Raw genomic sequence first — 21,454 nt, forward strand, 5'->3', positions numbered from 1 at the left:
AGTCTAGTCTCGGAACTCATTGTTTGACAAGCGAACGAGACCTCACGGGTGAGGGAAATCCGTCTGCTATACTAGGCATACGCCAGCGGGGATTTGCCTCATGATTCGCGTATGACGACGAATCAGAAAGAGGCATCAGTGTCCGATCCGAAAGCATCCTCCCCTGAGGCGCAACCGATTGCACCTACTGTGGTAGCGCACATGATGACACCAGGAGTCGTCCAGATTCCCGGAGATGTATCCGTCAGCGAGGCCGCCCTCATGCTCGAACGCGAGCATGCGCCGTGCCTTTTAATCAAAGACACTGAAACTCTATTTGGAATCATGACTCCGGTCGACATTGTAAAGAAAGTGGTCGCGCAGGGCCTTGAGCCCCATGAAATCGAAGTGCGCACGATCATGACGAGACCGGTTCAATTCATCGAGTACAACGAAGCGCTCGAGGAGGCCTCGACCTTGATGGTCGCCACCGGAGCGCCGGTCTTGATTGTCACCAAGCAAAATCAACCGGTGGGAGTATTGAGCGCCCATGATCTCATGCTCACCCCTCCCCGCCGCCCGACCAGAATTCCCACCGTGGTCACCGTTATGGGCGAGTTATCCACTGCCGATCAAGCTCACAATGCGACGATCCTGCAGCTCAGCCATCTTGGCGCTCTCGTAGAATCCAGAACCGGCATGCCGACCCGCAGCCGTGTGAACATGGCCTTCTCATTACCTGGCCAGAATACGCCGCTCACCGTAGATGGCAAAGTGCTGAACAGCGACAGTCGCCCCCATGAATCCCACAACAATGTCACTGGGGAGATGTCGGCGATCGAGATTCAGTTTACCGATCTCGGCAACGCAGATCTCTCCCGTTTGAAAGCCTGGGCGCTCCAAGCTCTGCCTTCCCTTCCTCAGCAGTCCTGAATTCACCACTCCTTTGACCAGCCGGCGTTCTACTGATAGAATTTTGCTGCAATCAGTATTCCCTTCCTGGAAGGACATGCATGAAGACATCTCCCGCCCGCTCGCGCCCTGTGCTCTCGAATGACGAAATTCTTGCTCAAGTCCGATCCATACTGGAAAGCCCCGAGGACGATGTCCATGCTGCCCTAGCAAAAGAATTATTGAGCGGCATGCTTCGTCTGTATGATGCGCATCTGAACCTTCTTGATTTGAAAATCGTCAACCGGGCATTCAAGGAATTACGCCATGCCTTCCGCGTGTTTCATGGGTATCGCGACCGGCGGAAAATCAGCATTTTCGGATCGGCCAGAACACCATCGGATGATCCGAACTACCATCTGGCGTTTCAATTTGCACGACGCAGCGTCGAAGAGGGATTCATGGTCATCACCGGGGGCGCAGACGGAATCATGCGTGCCGCTCAGGAAGGTGCCGGTCGTGAAAACAGCTTCGGGGTCAACATCATGCTCCCGTTTGAGCAGGGGCCGAATTCCACCATTGCCGATGATCCCAAGCTCGTCACCTTCAAGTACTTCTTTACGAGAAAACTCATTTTTCAAAAGGAGGCGAATGCCATCGCCTTGTTCCCAGGCGGATTCGGCACCCATGACGAAGGGTTTGAAATCCTCACCTTGGCTCAAACCGGGAAAAGTGAGCCACAACCCATCATCTGTCTCCAAGCTCCTGGGTGCGACTATTGGGATGAATGGAAAGCCTTCATCACACGACAGATGCTCGATCGAAACCTGGTCAGCCCTGAAGACATGAGTTTGTTCAAGATCGTCAATTCTGCCGATGAAGCCGTCGAGGAGATCAGAGTCTTTTATCGCCGGTTCCATTCTATCCGTTATGTCGGCCGTCAGCTGGTCATGCGTCTCAACAGTCCGATTTCATCCTCTGAAGTCGCCGGATTGCATGATCAGTTTCGGGATCTTTTGTCCGAGGGCACATTCGAGCTTCGCGGTCATCTCGCCGAGGAACTTGACGAACCGGACATTACCCGCCTTCCACGCCTCACTTTCACGTCCAACCGCCGCAGCGCGAGTCGCCTCAGACAGCTGATCGACTACATTAATCGAATATAAATTCACGGCCAAATTGCCTTTTGTCCCGGCGCAACGCCATGGTATGCTCCGACAGTATATGGCTGGCGCGGACTCCCGACGTCTTTTCTCCTCCCCTCCCACTGTCGTTCTGTATCATGCCGATTGTGCGGATGGCTTCGGCGCCGCTTGGGCAATCTGGCGCAGATTTCCATTCGTGAAATTCATCCCCGTCAAACACGGGAACCCGCCTCCCGACGGCCTGTCAAATGAACGCGTCGTGATCGTGGATTTCAGTTATGGGCGAGAACAACTCGAGTCCATGGCCAAATCGACGAGCGCGCTTTTGGTGCTGGATCATCACATTACTGCCGAGAAAGCATTGGCCGGTCTGCCCTATGCGTATTTTGATTTGAAACAGTCCGGTGCGGTTCTCGGATGGCACTGGGCACACGATGAGGCGGTTCCCTGGTTGCTGCAATATATTCAAGACAAAGACCTTTGGAGTTGGGCGTTGCCAGCCAGTCGGGAAATCAATGCGGCCATCGCCTCATATCCCTTCGACTTCCAGCAGTGGAACCGGTTCACTCAACAAGACCTCGAGCATGAAGGCCGCGCCATCCTGCGGTATGAGGCCGAACTTGTCAGCAAACTGGCCGCGCAAGCGGTGCTTGTCGATTTCAATGAAGAAACGGTCCCTTCGGTTCAGAGCGCCGTCCTGACCAGCCAAATTGGGGAACGATTGTCGGCAGAGCATCCCTTCTGCATTATTTGGCACGATCGTGACGGACGACGGTATTACAGCATGCGTTCCCGCGAGGACGGCACGGATGTCGGGGCCATTGCCGCATCGCTGGGAGGAGGAGGGCACACACATGCAGCAGGATTTTCCGTTCCGCTGGGACCCGATGGATCACTTCCTCCCGACCCTGCTCTTCCCCACGCCGTGATTGACCGTCGGCGCAAATCCGGGTAAACCGGAGATGATTCCGCTCAGCGATGACAATCCAACCGAACGAACTCCGTTCATTACCGTCGCATTCATCGCCGCTTGCGTTTTGGTGTATGTCTATCAGGTCAATCTGTCCTCCCAGACAGGGGAACAGTTCATCTTCGAATATGGGGCTATTCCGGCGGTCGTGTTTGGCCAGGTCGATGCCCCGGGAAACCTTCCCCATGTGTCCGCATTCTCCACTTTGATCACCAGCATGTTCTTGCATGGAAGCTGGATGCACCTACTGGGGAACATGCTGTACCTTTGGGTGTTCGGGAATAATATCGAAGACGTGATGGGATCTGGCCGATACGCGATTTTTTATGTGACGTGCGGCATATTCGCTGCATTGGGTCATGCGTTGACCGATCCGACATCGACCATTCCGATGGTAGGTGCGAGCGGAGCTATTTCCGGGATTCTGGGTGCGTACATTCTCCTATTTCCGCGAGCGCACGTGCTCGTATTGATGCCGGGATTCGGCACGGCACGGATTGCTGCTGGCATCGTTCTCGGGATGTGGTTTGTGATGCAAATCTTGAGCGGAGGGATGAGTATCGGACGCGAGGGTGGCGGTGTAGCATTTTTTGCTCACATCGGCGGGTTCCTCGCCGGCACGAGCCTGATCGGAGTATTTAAACGCCCAGATGTCCGGTTCTTTTCTCCCGGTCGCATGAATCGATGGGACTGAACGACTGAGGAAGGTTTAACCGTCCAACAATTCACGAACTTTTTCGATTAACCCAGATTGACGGTAGGGACGCCGCAGCAAACACTTTCTGTTAATCCGATGTGCGCACATCGCGTCATCGTCGTACCCGGACACGAAGAGCGTTCTCATCGTCGGAAACTGCTTAAGCAGGCGTCTGGCTAAATCCCTCCCTCCGATATCCGGCATCGTCAGCTCACTGATGGTCATATGCACGCCTCCGGCATGATGCTGTACCATCAATAGTGCCTCTACAGACGAACTGGCCTCCAAAACCTTATACCGGTGCCTTAAGAGCGAGCCCAGCGCCAATTTTCTGGCGACTTCGTGCGGTTCTACCAACAAAATGGTCTCGTCCCCTCTAGCGCACAGACTGGGAGCGACCGCCTGAGTTTTCGATTCGGATCTGTCAGCCAGTGGCAAATAGATTCGAACGACGGTCCCCCGGCCGGGTTGGCTCGACACCTCCACTTCACCCCCATGCTGCTTCACGATGCCGTACACTGCGGTCAGTCCCAAACCAATATTCGTCTCTTTTGTTGAAAAAAATGGCTCAAACATGCGCGATTGAATCTCGCGATTCATACCACTTCCCGTGTCAGAAATCTCGACCCGCACCCATCGTATACGGCGCGTTCCCTCGCGGCATTGAGGGCCCTGCGAATGCGCAGCCGAAATAGTCATTCGTCCTCCTCCCGGCATCGCATCCCGTGCGTTGACGACAACGTTGAGCAGGATCTGCTCCAAGCCCTCCCGATCCATCTCGGCCAACAACGGAAGTGGATCGCTCGATATATGGCAATCGATGTTCGCAGACAGGAGGCTGCGTATTGCCCCGGACAGCTCTTCAAGGAGAGATGAGACCGACAGCACGTGATGCAGTTGCCGGGTTCTGTTGTCGAGCAGCGCCAATTGAGCCGTCAGAGTCGCCGCCAGCTCGCCGCTTTTGAAGATCTCGTCCACCGGTCCATACAAGGGATCCTCGGGTCTCAGTCGGGATAGCATGACCCCGGTCTGCTTTCCGATCACCGAACAGAGACGGCTGAACTCAGCAGCAATGCCGGTCGTTATCTGCCCGACCGCTTCCATTTTTTGAGCCTCGGCAAGCTGACGCTCGAGGCCGTGACGCTCGACCTGCCCCTGTTGGAGATCCGTCTGTGTGCTGGCAAGATCCTGTTTAAGCCCATTCACTCGCATTTCCAATTGAGCAAGGGAATTTTGAAGCGTGACTTCTGCTGATTTGAGCTGTCGAATATTATGTCTCAACTTCGATGTCTGCTGACGCTCTAGTCCGACGCTTTGCATGGCCATACCGTAAAATACCGCCATCACCAACAGGACTGGAACCCCCAACAAGTGACCCGCCGAAATAGTTCCCGTCATGGCTATACCTTGGTACAGCATCAGCCCATATCCGGTGCAGAGCAGCAGGGAAACCGCAAGGACGTGGGACAAGCGACGGAGGGAGGCCGCGATGAGCATGAGAATAAAGTAGGTAAGGTATAGGTCGGAGCGAGCATTCCCTGACAGGTAAATGGTCCCGGTAACAAGCGTCGTGTCGATACCCACGAGCATGCCGTTAAACCAGGATGTGCGGAGAACAGAGATTGGAACGAGAGACAGAGCCGCCACCACCCCCAGCAAGGCAATGACGATCAAACCTTCCGTTGTCCTGGTGGCGGTCGGTGCTAACTCAAACAGGAGTTGGTAGGCGAGCATCACACCGATTAATGACTGCAGAACTATGTATCGGGTCCGAGAAATATTTGGAAAAGCTGCCGTTGCGGCATGCACTTCTTCAGCCGCGATGCTGTCGGCACATGTAAGACTGCTGACCATGTCTTGTATGGCCTCGAAGGCCGGGCTGTATTTGAGCAATTCCCGTACCGTTCCGCAGAACGTTAGAGCCCTGTTTTTGTTGATGCAGGAATAATTGTCCGCTGGAAATGGACGATGGCTGGCCCATTGCGTTTACAAAACCGAACGCTTCCTGCGAGCGAAAGTTGCCTGCGGCTGGAAATCGAGGGTTACTACCGTACCGATTGGCTGGACAAAACGTCGTAGAGGCGGTGGACCCGCTTTCGGACGGTTTCGGCATCATCGGCGAGTATCGTGACATGCCCCATTTTTCTTTGGGGGCGCACCTCCTGCTTCCCGTAGAGATGTAGTACGGCACCGGGGATTGTCATAACCGCCACACATCCGTTTGAAGTTGTCGTGCTTGTGACATCTTGACCTATGAGGTTCACCATAGCAGCTACACTCAACAATCGCACTTCTCCCAAAGGTAAGTTACACAGCGCACGAACCTGTTGCTCAAACTGCGAGACCGTACAGGCCTCGAGGGTATAATGTCCCGAGTTATGCGGGCGGGGTGCGATTTCATTGATCAGCAATTCGCCATTTGCCATCTGAAACAACTCTATGCAAAACATGCCGACGCCGTTGAGCCGGTCAATCACCTCGGTCGCCAGATCTGCGGCGCGGGACGCAATCGCCGGAGGTATGTCCGCAGGGACGATCGTTGTGCGCAGGATGCCATCTACATGTTCATTCTGTGCGACGGGATATCTTACCGACTGTCCGTGAGAGTCTCGGGCAATGAGGATGGAAAGTTCCCGTTCAAACGGGATCATATTTTCTACGATCCAGCTCACTCCTTCCCGATCCATTTTACGCAGTGCGGGCTCAATGGCTGATACATCCGTCAGTTGGAGGATTTTCCATTGTCCTTTGCCATCGTATCCGGCCGTACATGTCTTGCAGATGGCGGGTGCGCCAATCTGGCCGACTGCGTCTTGGAGCCCAGACGGTGATAGAACGGGAGCGTAGGCTGGAACGGGAAACCCCTGCGCCGATAAATAGTTTTTTTGAACCAGGCGGTCTTGAATAATTTTCAGAATTGCACTCGAGGGACGAAGTGGGGTGCGCGCCTCCAGCCGCTCGCAGAGCGTCACGGGGACATTCTCCCACTCGTACGTGGCAACGGATGCAAGGCGAGAGAACGAATCCAAGGTCGCTTGATCCGTAAAAGGTTGAGAAAAGGAATGGGTAGCGAGTCGATGGGCCGGAGCGCTGGCATCCGGGTCCCACACCGCGACGTGATACCCCATGCGGCGGGCTGCACTGGCAAACATGGCCCCGAGCTGTCCTCCCCCGAGGACTCCGAGTACGGCTCCCGGCTTGACGATGTCTCCAGTCACGATCGAGCGTGAAATTTTGATGCCTGCAGCATGCGCGCGCTTGTGGTGCCGGTTGCTTCGGGAGACCGGAGCACACCTTCGGTTTGCCTTTGCCTGTATAATTTGACCTCTGCGGCAATAGAGGGATAGCGCCCGGCGAGAATTTGAGCTGCCAGCAGACCGGCATTTTCCGCCCCGCCGATGGCGACCGTCGCAACAGGAATGCCGCGAGGCATTTGTACAATCGAAAGCAACGAGTCCAGGCCGCGGAGATGCTCGGTGGGTATCGGAACGCCGATGACCGGAAGATGGGTCTTGGCTGCCAGCATACCTGGAAGATGCGCCGCTCCTCCCGCTCCCGCAATAATCACCTCTATCCCTCGGGAGGACGCCTGCTCCGCATAGGTGAACAGGCGATCCGGCGTACGATGGGCCGATACGACAAGCAGCTCGGTCGGTACGCCAAGTTCTGTTAGGATGGCAACCGCCTTCTCCAAAATGGGAAAATCGGACTTGCTTCCGCCAAGAATTCCTACAACTGGTGATAAATGCTTTGATTTTTTGACGCCAGCGGCTGTGCGCCGAGGGTTCTTAATCACAATACAACCCCATGATCATTCATGGGCTCCTCAGTGAGCCTCACACATTAGCGATTCCCGAGCGGACGGTCAAGGATTTGGAGTTGCATGAACGGCATCACATTTCTTGTGAGAAATTGACCCCTTGAACGATTTTCCTCTATGATGGGACTACTCGAAATTGGTCTTCATCCGGGAGAGCCTCGGTGGCACGGCTGGGAGAAAGCCTCCGTCATAAATTCCAGTCGCTCGTCCAGCGTCCTTCAGGTCTGGACGAAATGGCCATGGATGATCTGGCCGTCTCGAATAAGCTCCAGGCCTGGGAAGCCGTTCAAATTCCCGAGCGTCTGAAGTTTTCCTCTAAGCTCGCCATTACCCTCATTCTATTGTTTCTGCTTATTCTGGCATTCGTGCCATGGACCCAGACTATTACCGTCACTGGACAGTTGTCTGCCTACACGCCGTTTGAACGTCCCCAAGACGTTGAAGCGCAGATCACGGGCCGTATCAAGAAATGGCATATCTTCGAAGGTGTTCGCGTCAAGCAGGGAGACCTGATTCTGGAGCTTGAAGATTATGATCCGAACTTCATGTCTCCGGACTTGTTATCGCTCTTGGAGCAGCGCAAACAAGCATTGACCGACACGCGGCGAGCTGCCATCGCCCGTGCGGCACAATTGGATAAACGTATCGGGGAAATGCAGAATCTTGTCAAAGCGGCCGTGCCATCGGCCCAAGCTCGGGTGATCGAAGCCGAGAACAAGGTGCGGGAGGCCTATCAAAAAGTCGAAGCGGCCAAAATCGCCGTCGCCACGGCCGAACTGAACGTCGATCGCCATAAGCAGTTGGCTGAGCAAGGTCTGGTTTCCCAACGCGAGCTGGAATTGACCATTCAATCGGCCATCGCCTCGAAAGCCGACCTGACCGGCACACAAGCAAATTTAAAGGCCGCTGAACAAGGGATGAAAGCCTTGAGCTTCGGGCGGGAGCAGGTCAATGCGGAGGTTTTGCAACGATTGCTCGATGCGGAAGCGGCTCGCGATGCGTCAATCGGAGAAGCGGCCAAGGCCACCGATCAGTTGGCGGACATCTCCCTGCGGATGTCCAATGCGGAGCAACGCCGCATGGCCAGCCGTATTCTGGCTCCAATCGACGGCACGGTGGTGAAGATGTCCGAGACCGGTGCTGGGCATACCGTCAGACCGGGTGAGAAACTTGTCAGACTGTCGCCCGCCAGCGCCGACAAAGCCATCGAAATGACCGCCGATGGCCTCGATGCGCCACTGCTGAACGTCGGACGAAAGGTCAGGATCCTTTTTTACGGCATACCAGCCATCCCTCTTCCTGCCTGGCCATCTATCATGGCGGGTACATATGGAGGGGTCATCAAGGTCATCGATCAGGTCGACGATGGAAAAGGGAATTTCAGATTTTGGGTGGTCCCCGACCTCGAAGACCGTCCATGGCCGCCGCAGGAACATGTCCGTCAGGGGACGAAAGCCATGGGATGGGTCATTTTGAACCGTGTCCCGCTCTGGTATGAACTCTGGCGACGATTCAATTTGTTCCCGCCGGATTATCAGGAACGGCCGCCGAGTTTAATCGATACCCTCTTGCCAAAAGCGGGCAGAGGTGCCAAATAAGCATTCGCTCCGCTCTAAGGGCAAACTGCTGGTCCGATTCACGCAGACCCCGTTTGTATTTCCCGTCCGCCTAACTAACGGCATCAGATTGCCGTGAGAAGGAAAGGAGCTTTTCATGAATCCGCGTCGAATCCCCTTGAATCCATGCCATACATTCTGCATCGCAGTGCTTGTTGCTTCGATCACACCGGGTATCGGCTGGGCAGCTCCGGCCGAATCTCCGAAAACCAAATCTCTCCCGCCCATTCCGCTGAGTGTGGACGAACTGCACGCATGGATCGACCGTGCGCATCCTCTGTTGAAAGGAGCGGGCACGGAAAAGGTGATGGCGCGCGGGAGAATGCTGAAGGCCCTTGGGGCGTTCGAACCAACCGTGGTCAACGATACGGAGATTGAACGCTTCATTTCAAGCTCAAACCCTGAGAAAGGAACGCAAACCGCCGGATTCAATGACACCCTCGTCGAGGCACGCCATCCTTGGGGCTTCCGCGGCAGTGCCGGTATTCGTGAAGTCATCAACGGTCCAGCCAGAATTCCGGACCTCAGTTTCAACAACGGCAACAGTCAAGTCCTGCTTGGAGGGGTGTTTCCGCTCCTCAAAGGCCTGATGGTCAATCCGGAGAATGCCGAGCTTCAGCGATCTGAGCTTGCAGATCCACGGGCTGACATTCGCATCGCCCAGACCAGACAGGACCTGTTCCTCGCCGCCGCCTCCCAATTCTGGGACTGGGTCGCAGCCGCAAAATTTTTGGAAGTGCAGCGGAAGGCCGTCGGAATCGCCGAAGACCGCTCTAAGCAGGTCGAAGGACGTGCGAAGGCTGGAGCCGTCGCGCCGCTGGATGTCGTGGAAGCCAACCAGGAAGTCCAACGCCGGCGCGAAGTCGCGATCGCGGCACAACGATTCCTCGAACAGGAACAGTTGAAATTATCGATGTTCATGTGGGAGCGCAACGTTCCCGTCAGTCCCCCGCTTGAACGCGTACCGGAATTTCCCTCGCAAATGCTGATTCCCACCGCCGATGTCGTACAGGCTGACAAGATTCAGGCACGGTCCGGTCGCCCCGAGGTCAGGGAAATCGAAATCGAAGCCAAAATCAACAACATCGACCTGGAATTGGCCAAGAATAACCTGCTGCCCAGCCTGGATGCAGAAGCCGCGCCAGCCCGCGTCCCGGAGAAATTTGTGCTGGGATTGGGCTATCGCTTCGGTCTTGAGCTTCGGATTCCGATTCTGCAACGGAGAGGGCGCGGCGAAGTCCTGGAAGCCCAGGGCAAGGCGGACCGGTTCGTCCTGACACAAAAATTCCGTGAGCAACAGGTTGTCGTGGATGTCGACAATGCCCTCTCAGCGATCGAACGGGCGAAAGAACGCATCGCAGCCGCCGTGGAATCGCTTCGCCTTGCCAAGACTCTGGAAGAAGGGGAACGCTTCCGCTTTGGGCTGGGAGCCACGAGTGTGTTATTCGTGAACCTGCGGGAACGTAACTCAGTTGAGTCGGAAGCTCAGGTCATCAGGGCCAAGGCGGACTACCAGAAAGCCGTGGCGCTGTATCAATGGTCCATCGGTGCCTGGGGCAAAGCAATGCCATCGGCCGTTCCAGTCATTTACCATGCCCGCGATTGATCGTGGTGGAGAAATTGGCTTTTCCATCAATGTTTTGCTAGCGTGTGGTCGAACCGGCGACTGGTGATCCAGTCCTGACTTCCTGTCTGTCGGATGCTTGACGGCAGACGAGTATGCGGACTGCGATAGTTGTAACTATGGATCGAAGCTCCGATCAACCCAACCTGTTTCAATCCGTCATTGGGTATTTGGGGATCATCTTTCGTCTCGAGCGGCGGTTGCTCGCCCTGGTTTTTTCGTATTCGCTCGCCATCGGGCTATTCTCACTCATCGTCCCGTTGACCGTACAGGAGTTGGTGAACACCTTTGCCTTTGCCATCCAACCGGTCACGATAGCCACCCTCGCCGGAGTCATGGTCGCCGCGCTGTTGTTTGTAGGAGCGTTTAAGGCGCTCCAGTACTACGCCGTGGAGGTCCTCGAACGACGCTTCTTCGCGCGGGTGGCCATTGGTATGGCCCAGCAACTGCCTCAGCTGCAGATACTCGGGTTCAAACCGCGCTATGCCAACTATTTCGTAGAAACCGTGTTCATGCAGCGAGCGCTCTCCGTTCTCCTCGTCGAATTGATCAACGTCGTGGTCGGCGGAACGGTCGGCATGGGCATTTTGGTGTTTTATCACCCGTATTTTTTGTTGTATGGGGCGCTCCTGCTCGCCGGGTTTAACGTCGTATTTTTCCTCATGTCGCATGGAGGCCTGAAGGCCACCATCGCCATGTCTCACGCCAAATACGATACGTTGCATTGGATGCAGGAACTCTCGTTCAATCTGCTGCACTTCAAAGCGACGGACAGCCAATCTCTCGTGATGCAGCGGACCGACGAATTGGTCAGTCGCTATATCCACTCGCGCCAAACGCGTTTCAGTATCCTGATCCGCCAATACTTGGGCTCCGTAGGATGGCAGGCGGTTGCTCAAAGCGGACTCATTGCGACAGCCGGATGGCTGGTCTCGATTGGACAATTGACCCTCGGACAACTCGTGGCCGCCGAAGTCGTGGTCAGTGGTCTCCTCAACAGCTTTGACGGGGTCGTCAAACGGATGGGCCATATCTACTATTTCCTGACGGGACTGCGCGAGCTGGATTTTCTCTTCTCGCTCCCCAAGGATCACGAATCCGCCGAATTGGCGGTCCCGCTGCCAGATCCTACGATCCATGGCATCCGCGTCACCTGCCGAGATTTGTCCTTACAGCATTCCGGCATGACTCCCCTCTTCCGTCAGTTCAACCTCGAAGTGACTCCGGGTGAAAAGATCGGCGTCTACGCGAACACGACCGCCGCGAAGACCGCCCTAGCGAGGGTCCTGTCCGGCCTCGAAACGCCCACTGGCGGCGTCATCCGCTACAACGGCGTGGACCTCCGGCACCTCGACCGAAACGCCATTAACCGCTGCCGCGGATTCATGATCGACTCGCAGTTGACGTTGTTCGAAGGAACCATCGAGGACAATATTCTGTTAGGACGAAGTTATGTGCCGTACAGTGACGTGCGGTGGGCACTTAGATTTGTGGAACTCGAAGAGGATGTCGATGCTCTCCCCCAAGGCATGAAGACCAACGTCAGGTCGCCGGGCAAAGTCCTGGGCCCGTCACACGTGATGCGAATTCTCTTGGCACGCGCGATTTTGAGCCGTCCACAGATTCTCGTTTTTGATGGCATCCTTCACAACCTGCAACCGAACTTGCGAGAAACCATTATCCGTCGTCTCTGTTCAAAAGACGAGCCTTGGTCGGTGATTTTCGTATCCAACGATCCCAATTTGACCCCACATGTGGATCGTCGAGTCATCTTGGAGTCATGAGGAACCTCATGCGGTTCGTCCGCTGGTTCGCCACATTTAGGCCCAGCCCATCCCAGCTGCTCGTCAGCTTCCTTATTGCGTTGCTTGGCTGGCTCAGCGCTCAGGCACTCAGCCGCGTGGATCAGGACCTCCGCATCATGTACACGGAATACACGCTCGGGGCGACGGATCTCGCCCACATTTCGGCCGATGTCATTCGATACCGGAATACCATTATCCGCGCGCTGGAAGCGCACAGCGAGAAGGAATTCGAGCGGATCACCGACTCGTTACCGACACAACGCGCCCGTATTCAACAGGCCGTCGACCGGTATGCGGCGGCGGGCCTCCGCGTATCACGGAGCGGCCGCAGCGAACCTGAAGATATCGAATCCGTGCGACGGAGCCTTGATCAATACTTTTCCGTGGCCGGCACAACCGTCCAGTTGCTGACGCAGGAATGGACGGCAGCGTCTCCCTCTGAACGCGAATCCCTTCGGCGCAGAGCCGAAGAACATGCTTCGGACAATGGGGGGCCGAAGATGATTCAGGTGAGCTTGGCGCTGGATCGCCTGGTGGATACTGTGGCCGATGTGGCCAAGGACATGCGAGATGAAGGGACCAAGGCGATTCAGGACACCAGCATTATGTTGGTTGTTGGAAGTTTTTTTATCGCGTTCTTGAATCTGTTCTTTACGAGAAAAACCAGCGACCGGTATCCGGCCTCGGACGCTCCCCGCAGCTCGCACACAGCGAGTCTCCCATCACCCGTCTCACTCGAACTGCCTCACGATCAGAATCCGGCGTTGAAGGCCGAATAGAATCTCGGGCCGTCCTCATTCATGCGCCGCCGGCAGTCTGGCGTCTTCGACCGACCGCCTCGAACAGCGTGCGCCGTTCTTCTTCGGTCAGTGGCTGCCACATTCCGAGACCAAGCCCGCGGATCATGATGTGCATGATCCGAATCCGATGGAGCGCAACGACATGATGCCCCAGTGCCTGGCACATTCGTCTGATTTGGCGATTCCGTCCCTCCGTGAGCACGATCTTGAACCGACGCGACCCCTGGCGCTCCATACGGCAGGGCTTTGTTCTGGCTCCCAATATCATCACGCCAGCAGCCATGCGATCGAGAAACGTCTGATCGAATGGCCGGTCTACAGTCACCTCATATTCGCGCTCATGACCATGTTCAGTGCGCAGAATCTCATTGACGATGTCACCGTCGTTCGTCAGAAGAATGAGACCCGACGAATCCTTATCCAGACGGCCGATCGGGAAAATTCGTTCGCGATGCCCGATTTCCGCGATAATATTCCGAGGCACGTGCGCTTCACTGGTGGTCGTGACGCCGACCGGCTTGTGGTACTTGATATAGACCGGAACAGTCTTCCATGGAATCACGCGGCCGTCACATGCAACGACGTCTGAGAGACCGACTTGATCCCCGATTTTTGCCACGCGTCCGTTGATCGTCACGTGGTGTGTTTCGATCAGACGGTCGGCCTCGCGGCGTGAACAGACCCCGTGCTGCGTGAAAAATTTGTTGATACGGATGGAATCAGTCACGGGGTGCGCGGATTCAGCGAATATTTGCAGAATGCCGGATGCTCAAAATGACCGGCTTCTCACCTGCCCAGCCCCGGCGATTCCATTTCCACCCTCCCACCCACCGATCGCTTTGCAATCTTATCCCGCAACGCGCCGTTCCGCGAGCCAGGCAGCAGTGGGCGAAGGCCCGAGGCGTACTCCGTTGGTACGTCGAGGGTCTGAGTGATGCGACAACGCAGCTGGCGGACATTTTCAGCATCCTGCTAATGGACGCGCCGCCCGGCCTTGATCCGGCCAAGCATTCGATAGATCAACCGCGCGATGCAGAATTGCGGTGCGACAAACCCCTCTATTGGTGCAATCTCACTGATGTCCATCCCGAGAATTCCCGGACCATTGGCCAGCGCCGATACCAGATTCAGCGTGTCATACCAGCCCAGACCTCCGGGCTCCGGTGTCCCAAGCGCCGGAACCAGCGACGCGTCCAATCCGTCACAATCGAAGGTCAGATATACCGGTCCACGGCAGGCCTTTACGACCTCGGGAATCCAGCGGGCTGCTCTGCCCTCATATCGACCGAGAGGATCCAACAGGTCCGCGGCAAAAAACGTCGAAATGCGATCGGTTGCGTTGATCCGCTCGATCTCCTCCGGCGAGATGGAACGAACCCCCACCTGGACCAGCGGGAGGCCGTCATCAACGACTCTGGCCATGACACTGGCATGGCTGAACAGATTTCCCTGATAGGCGTGTCGCAGATCACCGTGAGCATCGATTTGGACCACACATAAATCTGGATAGGACTTTGCGTGGGCACGGATCGCTCCCAGCGCACCGGTATGCTCTCCGGTCAGCGTCACGAGGAAATGCCCGGTACGGACGTGCGGGCGCACGAAATGCTCGATCGCCTCTACGGCATTTCCGTCCACTTTTCCGTCCAGATCAAGTGATCGCACGGTCGCAATCCCTCCCCATTCGCGATACGGTTCGCAGCGGAGCACTTCGTCGTAGAATTCCACCTGGTGGGACGCTTCGATGATGCACGAGGGGCCCTTGTCTGAACCGGGAACATAACTGGATGTATGCTCGTACGGCGCAGGGAGCACGTAGACGCCAGCCTGATCGGGATGGCACCAGGGCTCATCGAGCCCGAGGAAATTCTGTTCGTAGCCTTCCCAACCGGCGGGAAGAGTCATTGGCGTGCGCTCTCTGTCTGTGGGACCGGCCGTGAACGCTGGCCCGTCTGGAACACGCCCTAGCGGCGTGACCGTTTCGGGAGATTTTCGAGGGGGATGAAGACCGCCAGCGCGACCACCGTGGTCCACTTTCCGGGTTTCCCAATGGCCGATTGCGTGATGTTCAATGTTCTGACGATCTTTCCGGCCATTTTAAACACCTGTTCACGTTCTTTCCACGCAATATTGGGGTCGAATTCCACTCCGAGCGTGGTCGCAAGCATCTGGGCGGCAAGGTCTTCGGTATATTCTCCGGTTTCCTCATCCGTCTCGCCATGGGCATGATGTTCGGACAGATAGCCGTATGTTCGGCGATCGGTTGGAATTGCCAGTCCGATCGAGGCGGACACCAGACGATTTCGCTCATTGGTTTCCGAGCGCGCCATGACGCAATGGGTGATCTCTCCAGGATTCAACAGTTTCTCGCCGCGCTTTCTGGGAATGATTTTACAGCTGGGAGGGAGAATGGACGATACGCTCACCAGATTACAGTAGGCCACGCCGGCGCTTCGAAGCGCCTGCTCGAAGGAGGCCAGCTTTTCTCGGTGAACGCCGACTCCTCTCGTGAGAAACATGTGCGTAGGTACCATCGTTGTCTTCTCCCTTGCTTCGTCCGTCCACTTAGACTTCAGGGGACGCGTGGATACCGGTGGCGAGCGTCAAGACCAAATGGATCTCACAGCGTATCGGGCAGCTGTTGTATCAAGAATGCCTGCGGTTCGCAATATCCCCGGCGTTTTTTTCGCTCCTAGTCGCTCGGCGGCTTCAGATTCAAGACGAGGAGCCTGGGCTCGGTCATGTCCTCAATTGCCGCCTTTACGCCTTCGCGTCCAATTCCTGAATCCTTCACCCCTCCGTAGGGCATATGGTCCGCCCGGAAGGTTGGAATTTCATTGGCCAAGAGCGCTCCGACTTCCACGTGGCGAAAAGCGTGAAACACCTTGTCGACGTTCTTCGTAAATACTCCGGCTTGTAACCCGAAGTCCGACTGATTGAGCGCGTCAATCGCTTCCTGGAACTGTTGATAGGGACTCACGGTCACGACTGGACCGAACACTTCCTGACAGGACACTTTCATGGCGGGCGTGACATGTCCCAGCACCGTCGCTTCCAGCACGGAACCCATTCGCTTTCCACCCAGGAGCACTCTGGCACCCTGTGAAACGGCTTCGCCGATCCATTCTTCGACCCGGCGCGAGGCGGCCTGATTGATCAAAGGGCCGATCACGGTGGCGCTGTCCGCCGGATCGCCGGACTTCAGCCGGGCAACTTGCAGCAGCAGCTTGGTCGTGAATAGATCGGCGATCGAATGATGCACGAAAATGCGTTGGACCGAAATGCACGTCTGTCCGGCATAGCCGAATCCGCCGGTGGCACAACGTTGTGCGGCGAAATCCAGGTCGGCGTCCGGTTCCACGATCACGCCGGCATTACCGCCCAGCTCCAAAACCACCTTCTTCTTGCCCGATAGGGCTTTCAGTTTCCATCCGACCGCTGCGCTCCCGGTGAAACTGAGGAGCTTGAATCGCGGATCGACGACCAGCTGCTGCGCGACCTGATTGTCGCACGGAATGACATTCAGGCCTCCGGGTGGAACGCCGGCCTCAACGGCGATTTCTCCCAACACGAGAGCCGTTAAGGGCGTTTGCGGGGCCGGCTTGATCAGAATCGAATTTCCCGCAGCGAGGGCCGGTGCAACCTTGTGAGCCACCAAATTGAGCGGGAAATTGAACGGGGTAATCCCGAGGACAGGCCCGATCGGAAATCGCCGAAGCAGGCCGAGATGGCCATCGGTGCCGGGAGTCCAATCGAGCGGGATCACGTCTCCTGGAATTCGTCGGGATTCTTCCGCAGCGACCGTAAACGTTTGCACCGCCCGGCTGACCTCACGTTTCGCATCCGAAATTGGTTTTCCCGCCTCCGCGATCATCAGCTGCACAATCTCGTCGCGACGATCGTAGAGCAAGCCTGCGATCTTCTGCAGCAGTTGGTATCGAGCATGAGAAGACAGCGATCCCATAGCCGACGCTCCGGCGCATGTGGAGACGACCGCTGCCTCCGCATCGGCAGATGAAGCCTGAAATACTTCAGCGATGACCGTGCCGGTGAAGGGATTGGAAACGGGAGCGATGGAGTCACTCTGACGCCACTGGCCCCCGATGAGAAATGGACGCGGTCCCTGCAAGGAGACTCTCCGCGGGTAGAAGTGATGACTTACGGCGCGGTTTCGAGCGACGTCGAAGGAGCGGGTTCGGGCATCACGGCCTGTTCTGCAGAGCCCGCCTTGGCAATGAGATCCTCTGTCCCCCAATCCTGAATAGCCTCGAGCGAGAACGCCTCATAGGTGGACACGCCATGACAGGATGGGCAATCCGGCATCGGCACCTTGCGGAAAAACACTTCTGACAAGCAGGACATGCAAACCCACAGAGGCGGTTCACCATCCCGATGCGGCACAGACCAGAACGATTGGGTAACTGACATGGCAACGTCCTCGCTGGGAAGAAAGAGGTGGTGGTTGTATACACTGTCCTACGATTGCGGCGCACTACCAAGCATCCGATCCAACTCCTTGGCAAACTCCTCGAATGGAAACGCCCCGGGAATCGCCACCGCCGGATTGCGCTCGCTCGGCTCCACGGCCGTGTAGATCAAAATAAATCCGGGGGTGCCGCGAAACCCCCACCGGTTGGCCTCCTGGCGATCCTGAAAAATCGATTCCAGGTGGCGTCGTTCATCGAAACACTGGTTGAATTGAGACTGATCCAAGCCCATCGATTTGGCGAATCCCTTGAAGGCCGACGCATCCAATCTCCCGCCTTCGCCAAATAGACGGTCATGCATGGCCCAATATCGTCCCTGCACTCCGGCGCACCGAGCCGCCACGGCTGCATCGACGCCCACTCCGCGATCCGCTCGAGGATAATCTCGATACACGAATCGGAGCTTGCCCGTCTCGATGTATTTGGCCTGAAGCTTCGGCAACGTTTCCTTGAAAAATTTCAAACAATACCCGCAGGTAAAGTCGGAATATTCGATCATCGTGACCGGGGCATCCAGGCGACCTCTGGCACGGCCGTCATCGGCACTTGCGCCGGCTTCCGCGCGCACGGGCACCGTGAGCGATAGCCCGAGCAGAAGAAGCATGCCGAGGGAGCGAACCATGAACAACCTTTTCACGCTATCTTGCGACTTCCTGAACGGCACGTTTCGCTCTGACCCGTTCGAGCAATCCGACCATCAGCAGAGGCCATACGACCGTGGCGTCGCTGAGCACCTCGGCGAAGCGTCCGCCTTCGTCCGGTGGTACAAACTTGCCCCAGGAAATACCTTCCTGATATGTGCAGCCGCTCAACCCGCCCCAGTAATCAGGCTCGGGGCAGATTCGTACGCCGTACTGAAAGCGCGGCGGCCGGACATTGAGACCAAGGCGCATGTTGCTGATTTCGATATACGGTCCTACTTGCTGAGACCAGTTCCGCGGCACCCCGCCCCCGATCGTAAAGATCCCGAGCCGTTTTGCCGACGTAATGTGGGTGGTGTAACTATTGAGGTCCTGATACGGATTGAATGAGGGACACGACTTATTGATCGCATTCAGAATATCGAGGTCGCTCCCTCCTTTGGTCTGCACGCGCGCGCGATCCACGACCCGTCCCATGGCCCACGTGCCTACGTCCAATCCCATTTCAGAATCGGTGAATGCCGGAATATAGACGGGAACCTTCTTGACGTAGGCGCTCTTGAGAATCCCCGCCCCGTCAAATTCCTCCGCCAGCGTCTTTCCAAGTTCATGAGTCAGCACTTCGGAAGACAGAGGGCGGTCTTGATCGATCCGCTTCATCGTCTGGGCGACGACATGCTCCACGTAGTTGAGGTTCGATTCCATTTCCAGCGTGTCATAGACACGGTTATACCCCTTCTTAAACAATTCCTCGTCAGTCATAGAGGGATGATGTCGGTAATGCGTCTTGCCAACCGACTCGCTCAATCCATGTGCGATGAGCGCGCCGGTAGAGACCACACACTGCACCATGCCATGATCGATCATCGTGCTGACGATCTTGCCCATCTTTGCGATCGTCATGGCTCCGGAAAGCGTCATGACGACGGAGCAATCGGGGTCGTCGATCATCGCCCAGAGAACCTCGAAGGCCTCGCCAAGTCGACGTCCTCCGAAGGCCGTCTTCCGCATGGCCGTCAACAATTCGTCAAACGATCCGATATTTTCCGGATCAAGCGGCTCAAGGGCCTCAAGCCCATCCTGCGCGCCGTCCCGAAACTCACGGGCTCCCATGGCTGATGCCTGTCTCGCAGTAATGAAAGTGGAGAGTATGCAATCCGTTATACACAACCCACGTTGAACGCGTCAATGAACGGCATGGAGATATCATCACGAGACGCGACGAGGTGTTTGTCCGCGACAATCGAAGAAGGCTAGCCCGAAGAGCCGCCGGTACGAGCACGCTCGATACAGAAGGAAATGTCTATGGGTTTATCCGACTGCTCAATGGGGACAGGCTTCGCCTGAGCGGTACGAGCAAGAGAAGCCTACTGGTGGCTCTCTCCGACGCCGCCAAATCCGATAAACCTCTAAAGAGACGCCGGTTCAACCGAACATGGGAGAACCAGAAAGGAAAGTCACTGGAGGTGTATCCGCTGCGGCAATCGAAGAGGGCTAGCCCAAGAGCCGCCCAGTACGAGCAGGTTCGGTACAGAAGAAAACATCTGTGGGATTTATCCGCCCGCCCGATGAAGAAGGCTACGCCCGAAGAGCCGCCGGCACGAGCACGCTTGGTTTTGCCCACAACGGGATTCGAACCCGTGTGTTAAACGCACTCGACTTCGCCCTTTATTTATCAGAGCTTCGAAGATTTTCTTCAAGTGCAAAACAGGCATGGCTCAAACATGCGTGGCGGAAAAAGCGAGATAGGCACCGATAGGTTGAGGAGGATTCAATTGGCTTTTTTGGCAGATCTCACGTTCTCACATAGACCACCCCAGCTAGATCCTTCAGGTCGGCATCACCGGTAATCACTTCTGCTTCCTGATCTTTAGCTGTGGCATAGACGATCGCGTCGGCCATGGCTAACCCGTGACGCAAACTTACGTCAGCCGCGAGAAATGCGATCGAATCCGTAAGCGGAATGATCTCTGTCGCATTAAGCCGCCCTGCGAGCAGTAGCGCGGTTTCCTCACCCCGTTCTCGCTTGATCTTCTTGTACACTTCATACAGAACGACTGTCGGTGTGATGACGTGATATCGAGAGGTGAGATAGACAGCATACCGGTCGGCCAAGGGTCCGTCTGTAAAGAATTCAATCCATCCGCTGGAGTCCAGCAAAATCTTCACAGACGGTCCTTCTTTTCCCGAATATCTGTTTTAGACATTCCCTTGAGTGCTCCCTTTAATGATTTGAGAGGGACCTCCGGCACCAAAGTAATAACCCCTCCCTTCTCCACCACCTGCAGGCGTTGGCTCGGAATCAGCCGAAGCTTTTCCCTAACCTCCTTGGGAATGACAATTTGAAACTTCGGTGAAATGGTCGTCGTCGCCATAGGAAGCCTCCTTACCAATGTACCATCGATCATAGTATCGTCATACGCTTCTGTCAATCACTGCCGCCGGTCGGAAGTCTGTTAAGAAACACGGAAGACCAAGACTACACGTGCACCGAAGCAAACTATTCATTCACCATTCGCTTTGCGCCTTCAATTTACGCAACGCGTAAAATCGTGATACCTACTGTGGAGGCAAGGATGAAAAAACGGCATGCATCAGATTCACCTGGGGGGGGGGGGGAAATCCTGTTAGAGGAGTTTATGAAACCGGCGGTGCCTCCAATAAATGCCAACGTGCTGGCCAAAGCACAGAACGATGATTTGAGAATGCTCCCGTCCAAGCTCGTATCGACTGCTAGCCTCGGATCTCCACCGTCAACGTAAGCCCGCCCATAGACGAGAGGCTGCCCCTGAAGAGCGAACGGCACGAGCAAGCGATGAAGAATTTCCTGGAGGGTTTATCCGGCACCATCAATAACGATGCTCCGCTGAAGAGGCGCCGGGTCAACCGAACACAGGAGAACCAGAAAGGAAAGTCACTGGAGGGTGTTATCCGCTGGCGACAATTACGATAAAGCGCGATGAGCCAGCGGCCCACACG

20 protein-coding genes are annotated in these 21,454 nt (G+C 56.0%); 8 read left to right on the forward strand and 12 right to left on the reverse strand.

Annotated features, from left to right (window positions below; all coding sequences use genetic code 11):
• The first annotated feature begins 111 nt into the window (after window positions 1–111).
• The 4 genes from W02_RS09585 to W02_RS09600 all read left to right on the forward strand — a co-directional run bounded on the left by W02_RS09585 (window position 112) and on the right by W02_RS09600 (window position 3,679).
• Entirely contained in the window at window positions 112–912 is an 801-nt protein-coding gene (locus W02_RS09585; protein WP_173047120.1) for a cyclic nucleotide-binding/CBS domain-containing protein, read from the forward strand.
• 80 nt (window positions 913–992) lie between these two features.
• Complete coding sequence (locus W02_RS09590; protein WP_173047122.1) at window positions 993–2,036, forward strand: LOG family protein; 1,044 nt, start codon at window positions 993–995, stop codon at window positions 2,034–2,036.
• A gap of 175 nt (window positions 2,037–2,211) precedes the next feature.
• Window positions 2,212–2,970 carry a DHHA1 domain-containing protein gene (locus W02_RS09595; protein WP_173047124.1) on the forward strand — a complete coding sequence of 253 codons (759 nt, stop codon included), beginning with the start codon at window positions 2,212–2,214 and terminating at the stop codon, window positions 2,968–2,970.
• A gap of 7 nt (window positions 2,971–2,977) precedes the next feature.
• The gene (locus W02_RS09600) at window positions 2,978–3,679 is read left to right on the forward strand and encodes a rhomboid family intramembrane serine protease (protein WP_173047126.1); all 702 of its coding nucleotides are present in this window, start codon (window positions 2,978–2,980) and stop codon (window positions 3,677–3,679) included.
• A gap of 15 nt (window positions 3,680–3,694) precedes the next feature.
• Here the strand turns inward: W02_RS09600 and W02_RS09605 are convergent, their stop codons facing one another.
• From W02_RS09605 to purE, 3 genes are all read right to left on the reverse strand, one after another.
• Window positions 3,695–5,536: an ATP-binding protein gene (locus W02_RS09605; protein WP_173047128.1), complete on the reverse strand. Its 1,842-nt coding sequence runs from the start codon at window positions 5,534–5,536 to the stop codon at window positions 3,695–3,697.
• Window positions 5,537–5,727: 191 nt separating this feature from the next.
• Window positions 5,728–6,900 (reverse strand): 5-(carboxyamino)imidazole ribonucleotide synthase, encoded by a 1,173-nt coding sequence (locus W02_RS09610; protein ID WP_173047130.1) that lies wholly within the window; start codon window positions 6,898–6,900, stop codon window positions 5,728–5,730.
• A complete protein-coding gene (gene purE, locus W02_RS09615; protein ID WP_173051425.1) occupies window positions 6,897–7,475 on the reverse strand; it encodes a 5-(carboxyamino)imidazole ribonucleotide mutase in 579 nt (192 codons plus the stop codon). Before purE ends, W02_RS09610 begins: the two co-directional genes overlap by 4 nt.
• Window positions 7,476–7,663: 188 nt before the next feature.
• Between purE and W02_RS09620 the strand changes: the two genes are divergently transcribed.
• From W02_RS09620 to W02_RS09635, 4 genes are all read left to right on the forward strand, one after another.
• Window positions 7,664–9,100 carry an HlyD family secretion protein gene (locus W02_RS09620; protein ID WP_232068702.1) on the forward strand — a complete coding sequence of 479 codons (1,437 nt, stop codon included), beginning with the start codon at window positions 7,664–7,666 and terminating at the stop codon, window positions 9,098–9,100.
• A gap of 115 nt (window positions 9,101–9,215) precedes the next feature.
• Complete coding sequence (locus tag W02_RS09625) at window positions 9,216–10,724, forward strand: TolC family protein (protein WP_173047132.1); 1,509 nt, start codon at window positions 9,216–9,218, stop codon at window positions 10,722–10,724.
• Window positions 10,725–10,837: 113 nt separating this feature from the next.
• The gene (locus W02_RS09630; protein ID WP_232068703.1) at window positions 10,838–12,526 is read left to right on the forward strand and encodes an ATP-binding cassette domain-containing protein; all 1,689 of its coding nucleotides are present in this window, start codon (window positions 10,838–10,840) and stop codon (window positions 12,524–12,526) included.
• A gap of 8 nt (window positions 12,527–12,534) precedes the next feature.
• Window positions 12,535–13,326 carry an MCP four helix bundle domain-containing protein gene (locus tag W02_RS09635; RefSeq protein WP_173047134.1) on the forward strand — a complete coding sequence of 264 codons (792 nt, stop codon included), beginning with the start codon at window positions 12,535–12,537 and terminating at the stop codon, window positions 13,324–13,326.
• Between the two features lie 19 nt (window positions 13,327–13,345).
• Here W02_RS09635 and W02_RS09640 read toward each other — a convergent pair whose 3' ends face one another.
• From W02_RS09640 to W02_RS09680, 9 genes are all read right to left on the reverse strand, one after another.
• On the reverse strand, window positions 13,346–14,062 hold the full coding sequence (locus W02_RS09640) for a pseudouridine synthase (RefSeq protein ID WP_173051428.1): 717 nt from the start codon (window positions 14,060–14,062) through the stop codon (window positions 13,346–13,348).
• 257 nt (window positions 14,063–14,319) lie between these two features.
• On the reverse strand, window positions 14,320–15,252 hold the full coding sequence (gene speB / locus W02_RS09645) for an agmatinase (protein ID WP_173047136.1): 933 nt from the start codon (window positions 15,250–15,252) through the stop codon (window positions 14,320–14,322).
• A 59-nt stretch (window positions 15,253–15,311) separates the two neighbouring features.
• Window positions 15,312–15,881 (reverse strand): pyruvoyl-dependent arginine decarboxylase, encoded by a 570-nt coding sequence (locus W02_RS09650; RefSeq protein ID WP_173047138.1) that lies wholly within the window; start codon window positions 15,879–15,881, stop codon window positions 15,312–15,314.
• Between the two features lie 158 nt (window positions 15,882–16,039).
• The gene (locus W02_RS09655; protein WP_173047140.1) at window positions 16,040–17,476 is read right to left on the reverse strand and encodes an aldehyde dehydrogenase family protein; all 1,437 of its coding nucleotides are present in this window, start codon (window positions 17,474–17,476) and stop codon (window positions 16,040–16,042) included.
• Window positions 17,477–17,505: 29 nt separating this feature from the next.
• On the reverse strand, window positions 17,506–17,775 hold the full coding sequence (locus W02_RS09660; protein ID WP_173047142.1) for a hypothetical protein: 270 nt from the start codon (window positions 17,773–17,775) through the stop codon (window positions 17,506–17,508).
• A 48-nt stretch (window positions 17,776–17,823) separates the two neighbouring features.
• Window positions 17,824–18,456, reverse strand: a complete 633-nt coding sequence (locus tag W02_RS09665) for a thioredoxin domain-containing protein (RefSeq protein WP_173047144.1) — start codon at window positions 18,454–18,456, stop codon at window positions 17,824–17,826.
• A gap of 16 nt (window positions 18,457–18,472) precedes the next feature.
• A complete protein-coding gene (locus W02_RS09670; RefSeq protein ID WP_173047146.1) occupies window positions 18,473–19,588 on the reverse strand; it encodes a deoxyhypusine synthase family protein in 1,116 nt (371 codons plus the stop codon).
• A 681-nt stretch (window positions 19,589–20,269) separates the two neighbouring features.
• Window positions 20,270–20,644 carry a type II toxin-antitoxin system VapC family toxin gene (locus tag W02_RS09675; RefSeq protein ID WP_197742196.1) on the reverse strand — a complete coding sequence of 125 codons (375 nt, stop codon included), beginning with the start codon at window positions 20,642–20,644 and terminating at the stop codon, window positions 20,270–20,272.
• Entirely contained in the window at window positions 20,641–20,850 is a 210-nt protein-coding gene (locus tag W02_RS09680; RefSeq protein ID WP_173047148.1) for an AbrB/MazE/SpoVT family DNA-binding domain-containing protein, read from the reverse strand. Before W02_RS09680 ends, W02_RS09675 begins: the two co-directional genes overlap by 4 nt.
• Between the last annotated feature and the right edge of the window lie 604 nt (window positions 20,851–21,454).

Source organism: Nitrospira sp. KM1 (genome assembly GCF_011405515.1).
Classification (GTDB): Bacteria; Nitrospirota; Nitrospiria; order Nitrospirales; family Nitrospiraceae; genus Nitrospira_C.

Coding starts and splice junctions, on each gene's coding strand:
- W02_RS09665 (WP_173047144.1), bottom strand. CDS start 18,456: ATGGTTCGCTCCCTCGGCATGCTTCTTCTGCTCGGGCTATCGCTCACG.
- W02_RS09625 (WP_173047132.1), top strand. CDS start 9,216: ATGAATCCGCGTCGAATCCCCTTGAATCCATGCCATACATTCTGCATC.
- W02_RS09660 (WP_173047142.1), bottom strand. CDS start 17,775: ATGTCAGTTACCCAATCGTTCTGGTCTGTGCCGCATCGGGATGGTGAA.
- speB (WP_173047136.1), bottom strand. CDS start 15,252: ATGACTCTTCCCGCCGGTTGGGAAGGCTACGAACAGAATTTCCTCGGG.
- W02_RS09635 (WP_173047134.1), top strand. CDS start 12,535: ATGCGGTTCGTCCGCTGGTTCGCCACATTTAGGCCCAGCCCATCCCAG.
- W02_RS09650 (WP_173047138.1), bottom strand. CDS start 15,881: ATGGTACCTACGCACATGTTTCTCACGAGAGGAGTCGGCGTTCACCGA.
- W02_RS09630 (WP_232068703.1), top strand. CDS start 10,838: ATGCGGACTGCGATAGTTGTAACTATGGATCGAAGCTCCGATCAACCC.
- W02_RS09590 (WP_173047122.1), top strand. CDS start 993: ATGAAGACATCTCCCGCCCGCTCGCGCCCTGTGCTCTCGAATGACGAA.
- W02_RS09670 (WP_173047146.1), bottom strand. CDS start 19,588: ATGGGAGCCCGTGAGTTTCGGGACGGCGCGCAGGATGGGCTTGAGGCC.
- W02_RS09680 (WP_173047148.1), bottom strand. CDS start 20,850: ATGGCGACGACGACCATTTCACCGAAGTTTCAAATTGTCATTCCCAAG.
- W02_RS09600 (WP_173047126.1), top strand. CDS start 2,978: ATGATTCCGCTCAGCGATGACAATCCAACCGAACGAACTCCGTTCATT.
- W02_RS09605 (WP_173047128.1), bottom strand. CDS start 5,536: ATGGTCAGCAGTCTTACATGTGCCGACAGCATCGCGGCTGAAGAAGTG.
- W02_RS09585 (WP_173047120.1), top strand. CDS start 112: ATGACGACGAATCAGAAAGAGGCATCAGTGTCCGATCCGAAAGCATCC.